Origin of the sequence: Shimia sagamensis (genome assembly GCF_900182745.1) — a bacterium.
GTDB classification, from domain to species: domain Bacteria; phylum Pseudomonadota; class Alphaproteobacteria; order Rhodobacterales; family Rhodobacteraceae; genus Shimia; species Shimia sagamensis.
In genome coordinates this window covers 43,154-61,410 of the sequence record NZ_FXTY01000004.1, presented here as the reverse complement: position 1 = coordinate 61,410, position 18,257 = coordinate 43,154, and the positions used below count along the sequence as shown (strand labels likewise).

Sequence of the window (18,257 nt, the reverse complement as noted above, 5' to 3'; positions counted from 1 at the left end):
AAAAAGGCGCCCCACCGGGACGCCTTTCTAAACTCTCTCAGCGTTTCCGCAAAAGTCACCCCGCCTCAGCAGGTTCTTTCTCGCTTTCGCCGTGGATCATCAACGGGGCCGCCTGACCGGTGGCCGCTTCCTCATTCACCACAACCTCGGTCACGCTGTCCTGACCCGGCAGCTCAAACATGGTGTTGAGCAGGATCTCTTCCAGAATGGAGCGCAGACCGCGGGCACCGGTCTTGCGTTCAATTGCGCGTTTGGCAATGGCGTTCAGCGCATCATCGGTAAACGTCAACTGCGTGTCTTCCAGCTCAAACAGACGCTGGTACTGTTTCACCAGCGCGTTTTTCGGCTGTGTCAGGATGATCACCAACGCATCCGCGTCCAGATCTTCCAGCGTTGCCAGAACTGGCAGGCGACCGACAAATTCCGGGATCAGACCAAATTTCAACAGATCTTCCGGCTCCAGGTCCTGGAAAATCTCGCCTACACCACGCTCATCATTGTCACGCACATCCGCGCCAAAGCCCATCGCAGAGCCTTTGCCACGGGCGGCGATGATTTTGTCCAGACCGGCAAACGCGCCACCACAGACAAACAGGATGTTGGTGGTGTCGACCTGCAGGAATTCCTGCTGCGGATGTTTCCGGCCACCTTGTGGCGGAACAGAAGCCACAGTGCCTTCCATCAACTTCAGCAGCGCCTGCTGTACCCCTTCGCCGGACACATCACGGGTGATCGACGGGTTCTCAGACTTGCGGGTGATCTTATCAACTTCGTCGATATAGACGATGCCACGCTGCGCGCGCTCCACGTTGTACTCAGACGCCTGCAACAGCTTGAGGATGATGTTCTCCACATCCTCACCCACATACCCAGCCTCGGTCAGTGTAGTCGCATCCGCCATCGTGAACGGCACATCCAAAATCCGCGCCAATGTCTGTGCCAGCAAGGTTTTGCCGCAACCGGTTGGCCCCATCAACAAGATGTTGGATTTTGCCAGCTCGATATCGCCGGTTTTTGCCGCATGGTTCAAACGTTTGTAGTGGTTGTGCACCGCCACAGACAGCACGCGTTTCGCGGTCGCCTGACCAATCACATAGTCGTCCAGCACGTCACAAATCTCACGCGGTGTTGGCACGCCTTCGCTGGACTTCAGCCCGCTGGCCTTGGTCTCTTCGCGGATGATGTCCATGCACAACTCAACGCATTCATCACAGATGAAGACTGTTGGGCCCGCAATCAGCTTGCGCACCTCGTGCTGGCTTTTTCCGCAGAAGCTGCAGTAAAGCGTGTTCTTGCTGTCACCACCGGACGTGTTCGACATGTCGTACCTTTCAGGCCAAATCTTGCCCCCATTTGGAGAGGGCTACCCACGTTTCAACCAGCTTAGGCCAGCGTCAAAGTGGGCACAATGCGAAAGTGCCCGGCAGCGTGTTTGCGCCACCGGGCACCCAATAGTTAGCTTTCTTCGTCGTCACCTTTGGCGCGATTTTCGACAATCTCGTCGATCAAACCCCACTCTTTGGCGTCTTCTGCGGACATAAAGTTGTCGCGCTCAAGCCCCTGCTCCACCTCTTCATAGGTGCGGCCGGTGTGCTTGACGTAAATCTCATTGAGGCGCCGCTTCAGCTTCAGCGTCTCTTCGGCGTGGATCATGATGTCCGTTGCCTGCCCCTGATAGCCACCGGACGGCTGGTGCACCATCACACGGGAGTTTGGCAGCGAGAAGCGCATACCAGCCTCACCCGCAGTCAACAGCAGCGAGCCCATCGAGGCCGCTTGACCAATCACCAGCGTGCTCACCTTCGGCTTGATGTACTGCATGGTGTCGTAGATCGACAGACCAGAGGTCACCACGCCACCAGGGCTGTTGATGTACATGCTGATCTCTTTGGACGGGTTTTCCGCCTCAAGGTGCAAAAGCTGCGCCACGATCAGGGACGACATGCCGTCATGCACCGGACCGTTGAGGAAAATGATGCGCTCTTTGAGCAGGCGCGAGAAAATATCATACGCGCGTTCGCCGCGGCTGGTCTGTTCGACAACCATGGGCACAAGGGTATTCATATAGGTTTCAAAAGGGTCGTTCATATCGCCTGCCTGTTGATCGCTCTGCGGCCCGCCCGTCGGACCCTACCAACAGAGTCTTAGTCATGGGTTTGAGGGGCTGCAAGGCCACCTAAGGTTTTTTGAGTTAAGGGGAGGTAAAGATGGGGGGCTTGGGGGATTAAATGAGCGTGGAATTCGCAGGTTTCAGCACCTTGTTCCGCCGCCCCCCAAGCGCTTAAGCTACAGCATGTTTGAAATAAGATTTAACGATATCCTGCTCGGCACATCAAAACTGGAAAGTGGCGATCCACCAATGGGATGTGTCGAAGGTGTTGTCACGCCGTCTGAACATTTTGACCAGTTTGCCAAAGGCAACTTGCCGCATGATGACGGTGACCCAGCCATAAAGCGCTGGAGCGGATTACGAATATTTACATCCGCGGGACTTGAAATCGACGCCCAAGACGCAGTGCTTATGGCAATTGACTTTGGCAGCGAGGTCGAACTGCGCGTCGATGCTCTGGGCATTCCGTCAGGACAATACGAAGCGGTCTTTCCGAACCACTGGAAAACTTACGAAAGTCAGTTCACCTAATAGTTAGCCAGAGTTGTCAAATCTCCGATTTGGCAGCGCCCGAACCGCCCCCACGGGGCGGGCGCTTCGCTTCCTAGCCCCTCGGTTCGTGCGCAGGCGTTGGTTTCGTTGGCACAGCACACCCTTCACAGCTAGCAAGGATTTGTGACGTGCAGAGGCACCGCGACACTAGGCTTTCGTTGCACCCCCCTCTCGTTTGATCCTCTTGCGGATTTTCATCCCCCAAAACACCGGCGCAAACAAAACGCGCACCATGGGAACAAACACGGGATGCGCACTCCGGTACATAAGCCGCTTGTAATCATCCGCCTCCTTTTCCTGCTCTTTAACTTGGCCGCCTACAGAATGCTGATGAAAATGATGGCCAACCTCATGGTAAAAGGTCAGCTCAGTTTGAAACTTGCGCCACCAACGCCGCAAATAGGAGAGGTTACCGTTCTGCCAAGTCAGCACAATGCCGTCAAAATAGAGAAGGTACAGCCCCAGATAATCCATCTCGTCCGTCAAAGCGATAACATCGATACGCGTAACGCTTGAGATCGCAAGATCAGGCGTGCAGCTCCATCGCTGAAGGTAGCAGTATACCATCTCCGATTGATCCACATCGTCAGCAATGTAAACTGGAACACCTTCGCTGACGGTGCCGTAGACACGATCACCTTTGCGTTTGGACATGACGTCAACGGTATGCCGATGCATCGAATGCAATGGCTCCTTTTTGAGCCTTTGGATCTCTCGCTTGAATGCGACCTCGTCCAATTCATGCAATAGTGCCAACAAAATAGCGAGGTAGCGCGAGCTTGGCCCAACGGGTTTACGCTGCCACGCGGTAGAATCCAACCTGTCAAGCACGGCTGGAACGGCAACCGTCCCTTCCCCCAAAAGGTCGCCCCATGCGGTCCTTACACCTTGGACATTCCTTAGGGAGACACCACCAAGAAGACGGTCAATCAGTACGCGCGTGGGTTGTGTCATACTATAGGTTTAGTCATTCACCTCACTGTTTTCAAGGCCGTCAGAGTACTCCACACTAACCAGAATTTGGCGCTGGTAATTGTGGAGTTGCGACAGAATAATCGACGGTGACAAAATTAGTTCTAGGAACCACCACCATGCGCCACTTCGCCGACCTCTTCGCCATTTCTGCAGAGCGCAAAGGCGGTGCCGACGTGCTCGAAGCTTTGCTCAGCAAACCCAAATCCGCCGCAGACCTCGCGCAAATCCCCGAGCAACGCTGGCTTGCGCAATTCACCAAAGGTGTCTTTCAGGCGGGCTTCAATTGGCAGGTCATCGAAAACAAATGGGACGGCTTTGAAGAGGCTTTTCACGGCTTTGATGTAGATCGCTGCGCCTTTATGCATGATGAGGATATGGACAGCCTGATGTCCAACACCGCCATTGTGCGCAACGGCCCCAAAATCCGCACCGTTCTGGAAAACGCCCACTTCATCCAATCCCTGCGTGAAGACGGCGGCGCAGGCAAAGTGCTCGGCGGTTGGTCCAGCTCCGACTACGTCAACCAGCTGGAATTTATGAAAAAAGGCGGCTCCCGCATTGGCGGTGCCACCGGTCAGTATGCCTTGCGGTTCTTGGGCAAAGACAGCTTCATTCTGTCCCGCGATGTGGTCGCCCGCCTGATCGCCGAAGGTGTAATCGACAAACAACCCACCTCCAAAGGCGCGATGAAAAAGGTGCAAGAGGCCTTCAACATCTGGATGGATCAATCCGGCCGCTCCCTGACCGAGATCAGCCGCGTTCTGGCGATGAGCCTTTAACCTTTACTGCTGCACACTCTGCAAATACGCCACCAGCGCCACCACCGGCTGCGAGGTCATAATCGGCTGGCCCGTGGGGGCTTTCAGCGCCACATCCACACCCTCAAAGAAATCGCCATACACCGGCATCGGGCTGCCATGGCTCACCAGCGGATCCCGCCCGTCAATGCGCTTGATCACCCGCACCAAGGGAAACTCCCCGCTATTGCCACTGCTCAAAGTCAACAAGTTGTCCGGCTTGATCATCAACACGCCCGCCATCGGCCCGTTGCCATCCATATCAATGCCATGGCAGGTCGCGCAGTGCTTCATATACAGCGCCGCACCCTCTTCCACATTCTCCGCAAAACTGGCCCCCGCCACCAATGTGACCGCCAGCGCATATAGTCCGATTTTCATCACACCATTCTCCTCAGCTACAGCAGACCATTGATCTGCATTGCACGCCCCCACGTCAGCAGCCTGCCACACCCACCCGGGACATGCCTTGATCCGGATCATAGCACGTGACACAACTCAAACCTGTTCTTCAGAGAGAGCTCCGCCATGCACTACGCCGAAGACCTCGCACCCAACGCTCAAGCGATTACAGCGCTTTTCACCATCACCTTCACCACCTCCGAAGGCGAAACAGAAGGCACGCTCATTGGCGCCATGGTGGATCAGATGCTGCGGGACCGGCAAGATGACGGCACACGGGTGTTCACCGCCACCGACAATGGCACGCTTGTTGGCGCGGTACTGTTCTCACCGCTGCGCTACGCCGGAGATCCGCGCACCGTGGTCCTGCTGTCTCCAATGGCGGTTGCCACCACGCGCCACGGCGAAGGCATCGGCCAAGCGCTCATCACCCACGCCCTGAATGTGCTGCGCAACACAGGCGCGGACATCGCCATCACCTACGGAAGCCCCGTATTTTACGGAAAAACCGGCTTTTCGCCAATTGGCGAAGACATGGCCACCCCGCCTCTGCCGCTCAGCTTTCCCCATGGCTGGATTGCTCAGTCCCTTACAACTGAGCCGCTCACTCCGCTCCAAGGCAAGCCCACTTGTGTCCCTGCACTGAACAATCCGGATGTCTGGTAAACCAATGCAGGCCATCGCGGCTCATCTAGGCGGACCATGCGCCAATTTTTGCCGATCCCCGACCTTTTGCAGCATCTTCCCAATAATTGTTTTGAAGCTTTCTCTTGTATACTGGGCAACAGCCTCTTATGTAGCCCTCGCAAACGTTTTTCTATTTCGACCACTGTCTCCCTTCAAACGGCGTTCAGTCTCTCGATACAGACCGACATCGCCACGCTGCCGCAATCGTGCGGGCAGATTATTTTAGGAGACTACGGAATGGCTACTGGCACCGTAAAATGGTTCAACACTACTAAAGGCTTCGGCTTCATCGCACCAGACGGCGGCAGCAAGGACGTGTTCGTACACATTTCCGCGCTTGAGCGCTCCGGCCTGACTGGTCTGGCTGACAACCAAAAAGTGACCTTCGACATCGAAGCAGGTCGCGACGGTCGCGAATCCGCGTCCAACATCGCGCTGGCATAAGCCACCCGATCAAGACATTTGAAACGCGGTTCTCTTCGGAGGGCCGCGTTTTGCGTTTGTGGTCCCTGATGCGCCGCTGAGACAGCTGATCGCGCAACGCACGTTGTGTTTACAAGCGGCCGGCAGCACAACAGGACCACCTCCGCAAAACGGTCGTGTTACCGACGTAATACCGACGTGATTTTTTTGGCTTTTTGTCCGTTAACCACTCCCGCAACAGGCGATGGTTAGCCGTCCACCAAAACCCCGTTTTCAAGCCGCACCACACGGTCCATCCGCGCCGCCAGCTCCATATTGTGCGTGGCCACCAACGCCGCCAATCCGGTCTCGCGCACCAGCTTCATCAGCGCATCAAACACTTGATCACTGGTTGCCGGATCAAGGTTCCCTGTTGGCTCATCTGCCAATAAAATCCGGGGCTTATTGGCCAAAGCCCGACAAAACGCCACCCGCTGCTGCTCGCCCCCGGACAGCTCCGCCGGCCGGTGTTTCGCCCGATGCGCCACGCCAACGGTTTCCAGGAGTTCCCGCCCCCGTGTCTCCGCGTCCGACTTGCTGACCCCATTGGCCATCTGTGGCAGCGCGATGTTCTCTAAGGCACTGAACTCCGGTAACAAATGGTGGAACTGGTAGACAAACCCAATGTCCTCCCGCCGCGCTCTGGTGCGCCGTCGATCCGACTTCCCACTCAAGGTTTTCCCGTCAATATCAACGGAACCGCTGTCCGCTTCATCCAACAATCCTGCGATGTGCAGAAGCGTCGATTTGCCTGCCCCTGACGGCGCCACAAGCGCCACCAACTCACCCGGTTTTAGCGCCAAATCTGCGCCGCTCAGCACGCAGATCTCATTGGCTAAGCCTTTGTTATAAAACTTTTCTACGCCCTCAAGCGTCAGCACAACATCACTCATAACGCAGCGCCTCCACTGGGTTCATTCGGGCCGCTCGACGCGCCGGGAAAATCGTCACTACAAAAGCCAAACCAAGCGACAAGCTCATCGCACTGATCACATCTCCCACCTCAAGTTTGGCCGGAAGGCGGTAGATACCCCGGATCGAAGGATCCCAAGCCTCGCCCCCTAAGAGCACATTTACAAAGGAAAAAATCGGATCAATATAGAGCGCAAACAAGCATCCGAAGGCGACGCCAAGCAGTGTTCCCAGGACACCCGTGAACGCCCCGCAGATGAAGAACACCCGCAGCACAGAGCCCTCGGTCAGCCCCATGGTGCGCAAAATACCAATGTCACGCCCTTTGTTTTTCACAAGCATAATCAAACCACTTACGATGTTCATTGTGGCGATCAGCACCAAAATGGAGAGGATCACAAACATCACGTTGTCCTCCACTTCCAGCGCATTCAGAAACCCGCCGGAGGCCTGTTTCCAGGTCCACACCAAGGCACGATCTCCAGCGGCCATCATCAATGGAACCGCCAGTACTTCCACATTCTCCGGCTCGGCCACCATGACCTCGATCTCATCCGCCACACCATCACGATCAAAGAAGATTTGCGCCTCGGCAAACGGCAAATAAACCCGTGTGCGATCAATGTCATAACGGCCAGCAGAGAAGATATAGACCACCTCAAAACTGCTGATCCGCGGTGAGGTGCCAAATGCGGTTTTCACCCCATTGGGCGAGATCAATTTGATGCGATCTCCCACCCGCGCACCCAGCTCTCGCGCCACACCGGACCCAATTGCAATACCTTCGTCATAACGCGCGATGTCGCCATCGCTGGTGGTAGGATCCGCAATCCGCGGCAGTTCAGCCAAATCTTCCGCCCGCATGCCAAAGACTTCGACACCGGCGTTGCGGTTGCGCAGGTTGCCCATGACCTGCCCTTTCACCAGCGGCGCCGCTCGGGTCACACCAGGCACGTCTTTCAATCTCGCGGCCATCGCATCAAAGTCTTTGATGGTGCGGTCAATCACGCCGGTTTCGGAAATTTCGCCACTCTGATAGACGCTTACGTGAGCGTTTGCGCCCAATATGGTTCCAACAAACTCCGATCGAAACCCAGCCCGCACTGCCAAAGTTGCGATCAAGGCAAACACTGCCAACGTGATGCCGATCAGGCTGATCCAGGTCATCGTGCTGACCCCGCCTTCAGCCTTGCGTGCACGCAAATAGCGCCAGGCGATCATCCATTCAAATCGGGAAAAAGGGGCTGTACGACCTGCCATAACTGCTCCGGTTCTTGGTTGGCGCGACCCTATGAGGCCACCCGCTTAGGGTCAAGCGATCCCGGCGCATCCAATCCCAGCGGGCAGGCCTCAGCCAACCGCTGTGCGACAACGGCTCGCAGCTCTGCAAGTTCCTTCATACGCGCATCAATGTCTGCCAACTTTCCAGCCAGAAGTTTTTCGACCTCCGCCTGAGACAATCCCCCACCAAGACCCTTTACCAACGCGCCAATTTCTTTGAGCGAAAACCCCAACGCCTGCCCCTGCCGGATCATACGGACCATCTCCACCATGCCCTCGGGATAATCCCGATAGCCATTTGGCCAGCGATCCGCCCGGATAAGTTTCTGTTTTTCGTAGTATCGCAAGGTGTCCCGGCTCACACCGGCCGCCTCAGCCAACGCCCCAATTCGCATCACTTTTCTCCTTGACCTTGGACCTTGCTCCAGGGTTTACACCTCGCCGCATCCAACGCAACTGACAAAGGATGCACGATGTCACCCACCAACTTTCACCGCCTCTACCGCGTCTCCGCCTGGTATGATTTGCTGATCACCTGGCCCTATATGACGCCGCTGACGCTTGGCCTGTTCTGGAGCGGCATGAACGGCGCCCACGCGGCCACCGGCCTGCCGCCCCTCCCGGACCTAAATGCCTATGCCGTGCTCTTCGCCAACTTCTTTGGCAGCGTCGTAACCATCTGGTCGATTGTTCGCCTGCGCCTGAATGATCCCCAACTCGCCCGCTACGACGCCGTCGGCCGCTGGCTGTTCTCTGCCTGGATGCTCAACGCCGTCCTAAACGGCGCAAGCCCTCTGATCTGGGGCTTTATCATCATCGAATTGACCTTCGCGGTTTTGCAATCCCTTCCCGTCCGGGAACCGACACAAGTCCATGCGACATAACAAAAAAGGCCCTCGCAAATCGCGAGGGCCTTCCAATGCTCAATGTTCAAAAAGCGTCTGGATCAGAGGCCGGTCACTCGGTGATCTGCATAGATCTCGATCAGCTTAGCCACCGCCGCTTCAGGTGCCAGTTCTTCGCTTTCGCCTGTCCGACGCGAAGTCAGCTCCACAACACCGTTTTTCAGGCCACGTGGCCCCACAGTGATGCGCCATGGCAAACCAATGAGGTCCATAGTCGCAAACTTACCACCCGCACGTTCTTTGCGGTCGTCATATAGGGGCTCCAGGCCAGCCGCTTCCAACGCCTTTTCGAGCGCTTCACAGGCTGCATCCGCTTCCGCGTCACCCTGCTTCAGGTTCACAATACCCGCATGGAACGGCGTCACACCTTCTGGCCAGATAATGCCGTTGTCGTCGTGACTGGCTTCAATGATTGCACCAAGCAAGCGGCTCACGCCAATGCCGTGACTGCCCATATGGACGGAGACCTTCTCGCCTTCGGCTGTCTGCACCTGCGCGCCCAGCGCGTCAGAGTACTTGGTACCAAAGTAGAAAATCTGTCCCACTTCGATGCCGCGTGCGGTGCGGCGACGCTCCTCAGGAACCGCCCCAAATAGAGCTTCGTCATGGGTCTCATCGGTGCGGGCATATTTCGTGGTGAACTCTTCCAAAACGCCCTGACACTGCTCCACGCTGTCATAGTCGATCTCGCGATCGCCAAAGGACAGGTCGGTTACAGCGGAATCGTAAAACACCTCACTCTCGCCAGTTTCCGCCAACACGAGGAACTCATGGGTGTAGTCGCCCCCAATAGGGCCACCATCCGCGCGCATTGGGATCGCCTGAAGACCCATGCGCTCATAGGTGCGCAGGTAGCTTACCAAGTGACGGTTGTAGGCGTGAAGCGCATCCTCTTTGCTGAGGTCGAAGTTATAGCCGTCTTTCATGTAGAACTCACGGCCACGCATCACGCCAAACCGTGGGCGGATCTCATCGCGGAACTTCCACTGAATTTGGTACATGGTCAGCGGCAAGTCTTTGTAAGAGCTCACGTTGCTGCGGAAAATATCGGTGATCAGCTCTTCCGCTGTTGGCGTGTACAGCATGTCACGGCCATGGCGATCTGTGATACGCAGCATCTCTTCGCCATAGGCGTCATAACGCCCACTTTCCTTCCACAAGTCTGCGGATTGCAGCGTTGGCATCTGCATTGGGATATGGCCCGCACGCATCTGCTCTTCGTGCACAATATTCTCGATTTTGCGCAGCACTTTGAAGCCAAGAGGCAGCCAGGAATAAATTCCTGCCGCGGACTGTTTGATCATGCCAGCGCGCAGCATCAAACGGTGGCTGACGATCTGTGCTTCAGAAGGGGTTTCCTTCAGCACAGGCAGAAAATAGCGGGACAGGCGCATTGGCACTCACTCTCTCGGCTGGGGCCGCACACCAAATGGAGCGGCCATCTTATAACATTTGCCTTGGGCTAGCCCAATCAGACTGGCGAGGCAAGCCATCCACCCTGCTCCTCCTCATCGCGAATGGAACCGTGGATGCAAATTTACAATCATTACCCAAATGGCAAAAAAGTTTACATTTGCTTCGGCTGTATTAGGTCACCATTAACTCTTTTCATGTTTGATCAAAAATTGAAGGGGCGCTTCGCGGCGTTCATTTGTGTTTTTGCAATGTGCGTTTTGGTCGACAGGCAGTCTGAGACCTCACTGCTAACAGAAACTGAACAGCGCGAGCGCTCCTTCTGATTTGTTAACAAGTGAGCCAGATAATGAACACATCGGTGGCATCAAGAATTGATCCCAAACCCGCAAATGACAGGCTTCTGGCAGACCTCGGTCTTGTCGACGCAGACGTTGACGCGGCCTTTGACAATTTGACGTCGCTCACCCGCTCTGTTCTCAACGTGCCTGTTGCGTTGGTCTCCATCGTGCAACCTGCCTTGGACCGCCAATATTTTAAGAGCCAGGTCGGCCTGGTCGCACATTGGGCAGAAGCCCGCCAAACGCCACTGTGCCATTCTTTTTGCCAACACGTACGCGCCAGCAACAGCCCTCTGATTGTGCCCGATGCCCGCGTACATCCTGTGCTCAAATACAACAGCGCAATTGATACGCTGAAAGTGGTTGCCTACCTTGGCATGCCAATCACTTTGCCAGATGGCACTTGTATCGGCGCCCTTTGTGCAAGTGACGATGCCCCTCGCAACTGGAGCGAAGACGAGCAGCAAAAACTGCACCAACTCGCTCTATGTGTGAACGAGCAAATTGCCTTAAAAGTCGCTTTGCGCACCGCCGAGATTGCCAAAACGGAAGCAGAAGAAGCTGCTCAGGCGCGCGAAGATTTCCTGGCGCATATGGCCCATGAAATCCGCACGCCGCTCAATGGCATTATCGGCTCTGTCGATCTGCTGTCCGCAGAATTGGACAAAAGTGATCAGGGCACGGTGGTTCCAGAATTGCTGCGCACCATGGACACCTCCACCCAAGGCCTGTTGCGTACGCTCAATGATTCTCTGGATCTCAGTAAAATTGACGCTGGCAAACTTGATCTGGAGCACCGCCCCTTTAATTTACGTGCCGCAGTGGCGGACGTGATCGCTCTGCACCGCGCCTCCGCTGATTGCAAAGGTGTGAAGCTAATAGTCGAGGCCAGCGATACCGAAAATGGTGCGCCACGCCTGGGGGATAAATTCCGATTGCGGCAGGTGCTCGGCAACCTGCTCAGCAACGCGGTCAAATTCACTGAAAAGGGAACGATTCACGTCACCCTTGAAGCCACGACAGACACGATTTGCGCCAAGGTGAAAGACACCGGCTGCGGGATGGATGCCAGTCAGATTGCGCACGCATTCTCGGCCTATTCACAAGCCGACACCTCCGTCGCCCGTCGCAAGGGGGGCACAGGGCTGGGGTTGGCAATTGTGAAACGATTGGTCGACCTCATGGAGGGGGACGTCTCAGTGGATAGCGCACCGGGAGAGGGCACCACCTTTTTCGCCTGTGTGCCCATGCCTGTCACAACGGAAGTGGACACAAAAGGCCTGAGCGCTGCAAAAATGGCCAATGCCTTTGCTGGCAAACGCGCGCTTGTGGCAGACGACAGTCCAGTAAACCGCCTGGTGCTATCACGTATGCTGGAAAGCATGGGCGCCGAAATTGTCTGTGCCCATAACGGGGAAACTGCATTGCACCATGCGCTGACAGACAAGTTTGACACGCTATTCATCGACATTCGCATGCCCGACATGACCGGTGATCAGATCGCCCGCACTCTACGTGCAATGGAAACCCAAAGCGATGCTGCAATTCTGCCCAAAATGGTCGCGGTCACAGCCAATGTTTTTCCTGAACACATCGCCAGCTATTTGGATGCCGGGTTTGACCATTGTTTGGCCAAACCAATCCGGCGCGCGGATCTCTGCGCATTAGTCACACGCTAACTCCCCTTCAACCGCAAAGGCTTGCAACCCCTGCCCGCTTGCGCAATCACTGTGCGCAACGCGACAGACCGGAGTTCAGTGCCAATGGCCCTTCCCGCCCACAAACAGTTTCAGTTCTGGGGAATATTTGTAGTGGTTTTTTCCGTGGTGCTTTGGGCGCTCGGGGATGTTTTGCTACCGTTTGTTTTGGGCGGCGCTATTGCCTATTTTCTGGATCCGCTTGCCGATCGGCTTGAAGCCCGAGGCCTGTCTCGTGCCGCGTCCACCACGGTCATCACTTTGCTTGGCGTGTTCACCTTTGTGATTGGAATCTTGGCTGTTGTGCCAACATTGATCCAGCAAACCGAAGAGCTGGTGAAAACCTTACCCGAAGTTTTCACTCAACTACGCACCTTTGTGGCCCAGCGCTTTCCCAGCTTGTTGCAACCGGACTCTATGATGAACCAGTCCCTACTAAAAGTGGGCGACTTCTTGCAAGAACGCGGCGGCGATTTCCTGCAAACCGCGCTCAGCTCCGCGGCTTCCCTTTTGAACGTGGTGATATTGCTGGTGATCGTACCGGTTGTGGCCTTTTATTTGTTGCTGGATTGGGATCGCATGGTGGCAGAGGTCGATTCGCTTTTGCCCCGAGATCACGCGCCCACCATCCGCCGACTGGCCGCGGACATCGACAAAACGCTGGCCTCCTTTGTGCGCGGCATGGGCACCGTTTGCCTGATCCTTGGCACCTACTACGCGGTCTCGCTTATGATCGTGGGCCTCAATTTTGGCCTTGTTGTCGGGTTCATTGCAGGCCTCGTAACCTTCATTCCTTACCTTGGTGCACTCATCGGTGGTGCCTTGGCCATTGGTCTGGCGTTGTTTCAGTTTTGGGGGGATTGGCTGCAAGTCGGCCTCGTCGCGGCAATATTTGCCATCGGCCAAATGATCGAAGGCAACGTTCTCACCCCAAAACTTGTCGGAAAATCTGTTGGTCTGCACCCGGTTTGGCTGCTTTTGGCTCTATCTGTCTTTGGCGCCCTCTTTGGTTTTGTCGGTATGTTGGTGGCTGTACCTGTGGCCGCCTCCATCGGAGTGCTTGCACGTTTTGTCACCGGCCAATACATGTCGTCCACGCTCTACAAAGGGCGCAGCGAGACTGATCAAGCAAGTGCACAGGACGCCGACTGAAACCAAATGGCTGAGCAGCTGAACTTTGATCTGCCGGTTCGGGCAGCCCTTGGGCGTGATGATTTTTTTGTCAGCCCGGCCAACGCCATGGCGCTTGGCCTGGTAGATTTGTGGCCAAATTGGGCTAGTGGCAAACTGGTGCTCGCGGGTCCTGCTGGCGCGGGCAAAACCCACTTGACCCATGTTTGGGCCGCCCTGTCGGGCGCACAAATTGTGGCTGCTTCCACACTCACAAAAGACGCCGTGCCCGCGTTGGCCAAAACCCCTGTCGCTGTCGAAGATGTGCACCTGATCGGAGGCAATCCGGAAGCGCAAACCGCGCTTTTCCACCTGCATAACCTGACACTGGCGGAAGGCAACACCCTCCTGCTCAGCGGCAACGGCACACCTTTGCAGTGGGGCCTGACCTTGCCGGATTTGCTCAGCCGCATGCAGGGCACCACAGTTGCCACATTGGATCAGCCAGACGACATGTTGCTGATGGCGGTCATGGCCAAACAATTTGGCGACCGCCAGCTTATGCCCACGCCGGATGTGTTGAGTTACATCGCCAAACACATGGACCGCAGCTTTGCCAACGTCGCACATGTGGTTGAGACGCTGGACCAGTTAAGCCTGAGCGAAAAGCGCCCCATCACCAAAGCTTTGGCGAAACGGGTACTGGAGCAGGAGTGACATCCAATCTCCCCCGCGACACCCTGCCCGGCGCGCGTCTCTGGACCCTGCCAGCTTTCCCGCCTAAAGTCATCTTCTCGTTACCTGCCAATGGCATGAGACCGATATGACCCAAGCTGACTTTCTAAAATCCGACTTTCCTGTACCTGTGGCATTGCCTGATCTGGACCGCACCGGCCCGGATCGCTTCTTCAACCGCGAATTAAGCTGGCTCAGCTTCAACTGGCGAGTTCTAGAAGAAAGCGAAAACCCACGTGTGCCTCTACTGGAGCGTCTGCGCTTTCTGTCGATCTCCGCAACCAACCTAGACGAGTTTTACACCGTCCGCGTGGCTGGTCTGCGCGAACTTGTGCGTGAGGGCCACAACAACCCCGCACAGGACGGCCTGTCTCCTGCTGAACAACTGGTGCTGATCAACGCAGACGCCCGCAACCTGCTGCAAGAACAGCAGCGCATGTTCAACAGCCTGCGTGATGAGCTGGAAGCACAAAACATCAACATCCTGCAACGGGATGCCCTCACAGATGAGGATCTCACGTTCCTCGCAGATATCTTCATGAACCGCGTGTTTCCGATGTTGTCGCCACTGGCCATCGACCCAGCACACCCGTTCCCTTTTATTCCAAACACCGGTTTTACGCTGGCATTGCAGCTAGAACGCAAGAAAAACAAACGCAGCCTCAAGGCTTTGCTGCCGATCCCAAATCAGATCGACCGTTTTGTCTTTTTGCCGTCACCCGAGGGTACCATCCGCGCCTTGCCACTTGAGGAACTTCTGATCCTGCACTTGGACAGCGTTTTTCCCGGCTACAAAACCAAAGGACACTGTGCATTCCGTGTTTTGCGCGACAGCGACCTCGAGGTTGAAGATGAAGCCGAAGACCTCGTGCGTGAATTTGAAGTGGCGCTCAAGCGCCGCCGCCGCGGCGAAGTCGTGCGCCTGAAGATCACCTCCGACGCCCCCGCCGGTCTTAAAAAACTCATCATGCGGGAGCTGGAAGTCACCGGCGACGAAGTGGTCGACATCGACGGAATGATCGGCCTCGCAGACCTCAAGGAAATGGTGATCGATGATCGCCCGGACCTGCTTTGGCCGTCTTTTACCCCAAGGGTGCCGGAACGGGTGCAAGACTTTGACGGCAACATGTTTGCCGCCATTCAGCAAAAAGACATGCTGCTGCACCACCCCTATGAGACCTTCGACATGGTGGTGCGCTTTTTGCAACAGGCCGCCCGCGATCCCAACGTGGTGGCGATCAAACAAACGCTGTATCGCACCTCAAAAGATTCCCCAATTGTTGAAGCGCTGTGCGAGGCCGCCGAGGATGGCAAGTCTGTCACCGCCCTTGTCGAGCTCAAAGCCCGCTTTGACGAGGCCGCCAACATCCGTCAGTCCCGCCGCTTGGAACGGGCCGGGGCGCATGTGGTTTACGGCTTCCTGGATTTGAAAACCCACGCCAAAATTTCGACCGTGGTACGCCGAGAAGGTGACAAGCTAGTGACCTATACCCACTACGGCACCGGCAACTACCACCCAATCACGGCGAAGATTTACACCGACGTGAGCCTTTTCACATGTGACGCGGCTTTGGGCCGCGATGCCAACCGGGTGTTCAACTACCTCTCAGGCTACGTTGAACCTGACACCTTGGAAAATCTCGCCATCTCTCCAATCAGCCTGAAGCCCAAGTTGCTTGAGCTGATCGCTCAGGAGTCTGAGAACGCCGGTGCGGGCAAACCGGCGGCAATCTGGGCCAAAATGAATTCTTTGGTCGAGGCTGAAGTCATCGACGCACTTTACGCCGCATCACAGGCTGGCGTGAAAATCTCGCTTATTGTGCGAGGGATTTGTTGCCTCCGCCCCGGCATTCAAGGCCTGTCTGACAACATCCGCGTAAAATCTGTGGTTGGCCGCTTTCTGGAACATTCCCGCATTGTCTGCTTCGCCAATGGCCATGATTTGCCTACCAAAAAGGCCCGCGTTTTCATGTCCTCAGCAGACTGGATGGGCCGCAATCTCAACCGCCGTGTTGAAACCCTCGTCGAAGTCAAAAACGCGACGGTAAAAGCCCAAATGATGTCCCAAGTAATGGCCGCCAACATGGCCGACGTGGCTCAAAGCTGGGTAATGAACCCTGACGGCAGTTTTGACCGTACCCCGGTGCCTGAAGGCGAATTTGCCTTCAATTGCCACCGGTTCTTCATGGAGAATCCGTCGCTCTCTGGACGTGGCACTGCGGGGGCATCAGATGTGCCCCAATTGACCCATACAGATGATTGACCACACTTCTTTGGTAACGCAATGTTGCGTTACCAAACCACACTGTATCTGACGTAAGACGACCGCCATGCCCCACGACCCGCAGCAGGATCACAGCCTGTTTGAACGCCCCATTTTTGAAGACCTCGAAGCACGCGCCCTGTCGCGGGTTGGCGTGGTTGACGTCGGCTCCAACTCGGTGCGCCTTGTGGTTTTTGACGGCGCGGCGCGCAGCCCGGCTTATTTCTACAACGAAAAAATCATGTGTGCCCTGGGGGCCGGTATCGCTGACACCGGCAAACTCAACCCCAAAGGACGTGAAAGGGCACTGGCGGCAATTGCCCGCTTTGCCCGCCTAGCGGATTCCATGCACCTAAACGGCCTAACCGCCGTGGCCACAGCCGCCGTGCGCGAAGCTTCCGACGGCCCGGATTTCTGCGCCGACGTGATGGCGCAAACCGGCGTGCACATCCACGTGATTGACGGCGCCGAAGAAGCCCGCCTGTCCGCCCAAGGGGTGCTCACCGGCTGGCCCGGAGCCTATGGGCTGATCTGTGACATCGGCGGGGCGTCTATGGAGTTGGCCGAAATCAACGACGGCGAAGTTGGCAAACGGGTAACCTCTTCGCTGGGCCCCCTGAAACTGCGCGATGTGAAAGGCGGCAAGAAAGGCCGTCGCGACTTCATCAACCATACACTGGACGCCCTCTACCAGCAGATGGGCAACCAGAGAAACCGCTTGTTCCTTGTTGGCGGCTCTTGGCGCGCCATTGCCCGCATCGACATGGAACGTCGCGGTTACCCCCTGAGAGTGCTGCATGAATACCGCATGACCGCCACCGCGGTACGCGACACTGCCCGCTTTATTCAAGAGAACGATCCAGACGAGCTGCGTGGCCGCTGCGGCGTGTCCAGCTCTCGCATGGCGCTTGTTCCGCTGGCAATCGAAGTCCTCAAAGGCGTGTTACGACGCTTCAAGCCTCATGACATCGCAATCAGCTCTTATGGCATCCGCGAAGGGATGCTCTACGAGCAAATGCCGGACCGCATTCGTGAGCGTGATCCGTTGATCGAAGCCTGCCGCTTTATGGAAGCCAAAGACGCCCGCATTCCGGGCTTTGGCAAATCGCTTTACAAGTTTATCTTCCCAATCTTCAAATCATCTAGGCCGGAACAACTGCGCCTGATCAAAGCGGCCTGTTATCTACATGACGTGAGCTGGCGCGCGCACCCTGATTACCGGGCTGAAACCGTATTTGACAGCACCACCCGCGCCAACCTCGGTGGCCTAAAACACGAAGAACGTGTCTTCCTCGGTCTGTCTCTGTTGCACCGGTATCGCAACAAATCCGAAGGCACCCGCTTTGAAGAACTCGCCCAGCTGCTGACCGAGAAAGAACGGCATCAGGCCGAAGTCATCGGCAAAGCCATGCGCTTTGGCGCCATGCTGTGGCAGCAGGACCGCGACAATATGGGCACGTTAAAATACCATCCGAAAAAAGCAGAGCTGCACCTGAAGCTGCCCGTCAGCACCGGGCCACTGTATGGCGAAGTGGCCGAAGCACGTTTTAACGCGCTCGCCAATACACTGAGAGCAACTTCAAACGTGCGCCTGAAAGACTAGCACCGCGCCAAG

The 18,257-nt window shown here is 56.2% G+C and carries 18 protein-coding genes; 10 read left to right on the top strand and 8 right to left on the bottom strand.

From position 1 onward, the window contains the following. Positions 1-55: 55 nt before the first annotated feature. Positions 56-1,321, bottom strand: coding sequence for an ATP-dependent Clp protease ATP-binding subunit ClpX (gene clpX, locus QOL67_RS11105; RefSeq protein WP_283426033.1), 1,266 nt, complete (start codon positions 1,319-1,321; stop codon positions 56-58). A gap of 134 nt (positions 1,322-1,455) precedes the next feature. Further along, a complete protein-coding gene (locus QOL67_RS11100) occupies positions 1,456-2,088 on the bottom strand; it encodes an ATP-dependent Clp protease proteolytic subunit (protein WP_283426032.1) in 633 nt (210 codons plus the stop codon). A gap of 205 nt (positions 2,089-2,293) precedes the next feature. On the opposite strand from QOL67_RS11100, the gene QOL67_RS11095 reads away from it, so the two are divergent. Further along, a complete protein-coding gene (locus QOL67_RS11095; RefSeq protein WP_283426031.1) occupies positions 2,294-2,641 on the top strand; it encodes a hypothetical protein in 348 nt (115 codons plus the stop codon). A gap of 168 nt (positions 2,642-2,809) precedes the next feature. Here QOL67_RS11095 and QOL67_RS11090 read toward each other — a convergent pair whose 3' ends face one another. Beyond that, on the bottom strand, positions 2,810-3,340 hold the full coding sequence (locus QOL67_RS11090) for a M48 family metalloprotease (RefSeq protein WP_283426030.1): 531 nt from the start codon (positions 3,338-3,340) through the stop codon (positions 2,810-2,812). Positions 3,341-3,753: 413 nt separating this feature from the next. On the opposite strand from QOL67_RS11090, the gene QOL67_RS11085 reads away from it, so the two are divergent. Then, the gene (locus QOL67_RS11085; protein WP_283426029.1) at positions 3,754-4,416 is read left to right on the top strand and encodes a DNA-3-methyladenine glycosylase I; all 663 of its coding nucleotides are present in this window, start codon (positions 3,754-3,756) and stop codon (positions 4,414-4,416) included. A gap of 3 nt (positions 4,417-4,419) precedes the next feature. Here the strand turns inward: QOL67_RS11085 and QOL67_RS11080 are convergent, their stop codons facing one another. Then, positions 4,420-4,815, bottom strand: coding sequence for a c-type cytochrome (locus tag QOL67_RS11080; RefSeq protein ID WP_283426028.1), 396 nt, complete (start codon positions 4,813-4,815; stop codon positions 4,420-4,422). A gap of 147 nt (positions 4,816-4,962) precedes the next feature. On the opposite strand from QOL67_RS11080, the gene QOL67_RS11075 reads away from it, so the two are divergent. Further along, entirely contained in the window at positions 4,963-5,502 is a 540-nt protein-coding gene (locus QOL67_RS11075) for a GNAT family N-acetyltransferase (protein ID WP_283426027.1), read from the top strand. A 258-nt stretch (positions 5,503-5,760) separates the two neighbouring features. Beyond that, the gene (locus tag QOL67_RS11070) at positions 5,761-5,967 is read left to right on the top strand and encodes a cold-shock protein (protein WP_283426026.1); all 207 of its coding nucleotides are present in this window, start codon (positions 5,761-5,763) and stop codon (positions 5,965-5,967) included. A 227-nt stretch (positions 5,968-6,194) separates the two neighbouring features. On the opposite strand, the gene QOL67_RS11065 is transcribed toward QOL67_RS11070, so the two are convergent. From QOL67_RS11065 to QOL67_RS11055, 3 genes are read right to left on the bottom strand one after another with little or no spacing between them, the layout of a single operon-like run. Continuing rightward, positions 6,195-6,878, bottom strand: coding sequence for an ABC transporter ATP-binding protein (locus QOL67_RS11065; RefSeq protein WP_283426025.1), 684 nt, complete (start codon positions 6,876-6,878; stop codon positions 6,195-6,197). Continuing rightward, positions 6,871-8,157: a lipoprotein-releasing ABC transporter permease subunit gene (locus QOL67_RS11060; protein WP_283426024.1), complete on the bottom strand. Its 1,287-nt coding sequence runs from the start codon at positions 8,155-8,157 to the stop codon at positions 6,871-6,873. Before QOL67_RS11060 ends, QOL67_RS11065 begins: the two co-directional genes overlap by 8 nt. 29 nt (positions 8,158-8,186) lie before the next feature. Continuing rightward, the gene (locus QOL67_RS11055; RefSeq protein ID WP_283426023.1) at positions 8,187-8,573 is read right to left on the bottom strand and encodes a MerR family transcriptional regulator; all 387 of its coding nucleotides are present in this window, start codon (positions 8,571-8,573) and stop codon (positions 8,187-8,189) included. Positions 8,574-8,651: 78 nt separating this feature from the next. On the opposite strand from QOL67_RS11055, the gene QOL67_RS11050 reads away from it, so the two are divergent. Then, on the top strand, positions 8,652-9,062 hold the full coding sequence (locus tag QOL67_RS11050) for a hypothetical protein (protein WP_283426022.1): 411 nt from the start codon (positions 8,652-8,654) through the stop codon (positions 9,060-9,062). 62 nt (positions 9,063-9,124) lie between these two features. Here QOL67_RS11050 and proS read toward each other — a convergent pair whose 3' ends face one another. Next, on the bottom strand, positions 9,125-10,477 hold the full coding sequence (gene proS, locus QOL67_RS11045) for a proline--tRNA ligase (RefSeq protein WP_283426021.1): 1,353 nt from the start codon (positions 10,475-10,477) through the stop codon (positions 9,125-9,127). A gap of 368 nt (positions 10,478-10,845) precedes the next feature. On the opposite strand from proS, the gene QOL67_RS11040 reads away from it, so the two are divergent. The 5 genes from QOL67_RS11040 to QOL67_RS11020 all read left to right on the top strand — a co-directional run bounded on the left by QOL67_RS11040 (position 10,846) and on the right by QOL67_RS11020 (position 18,245). After that, positions 10,846-12,516, top strand: coding sequence for an ATP-binding protein (locus QOL67_RS11040; protein WP_283426020.1), 1,671 nt, complete (start codon positions 10,846-10,848; stop codon positions 12,514-12,516). Positions 12,517-12,600: 84 nt separating this feature from the next. Then, positions 12,601-13,686 (top strand): AI-2E family transporter, encoded by a 1,086-nt coding sequence (locus tag QOL67_RS11035; RefSeq protein WP_283426019.1) that lies wholly within the window; start codon positions 12,601-12,603, stop codon positions 13,684-13,686. A 6-nt stretch (positions 13,687-13,692) separates the two neighbouring features. Then, a complete protein-coding gene (locus QOL67_RS11030) occupies positions 13,693-14,361 on the top strand; it encodes an HdaA/DnaA family protein (protein ID WP_283426018.1) in 669 nt (222 codons plus the stop codon). Between the two features lie 106 nt (positions 14,362-14,467). Further along, positions 14,468-16,642, top strand: coding sequence for an RNA degradosome polyphosphate kinase (locus QOL67_RS11025; RefSeq protein WP_283426017.1), 2,175 nt, complete (start codon positions 14,468-14,470; stop codon positions 16,640-16,642). 67 nt (positions 16,643-16,709) lie between these two features. Further along, a complete protein-coding gene (locus tag QOL67_RS11020) occupies positions 16,710-18,245 on the top strand; it encodes a Ppx/GppA family phosphatase (protein WP_283426016.1) in 1,536 nt (511 codons plus the stop codon). Positions 18,246-18,257 lie beyond the last annotated feature (12 nt).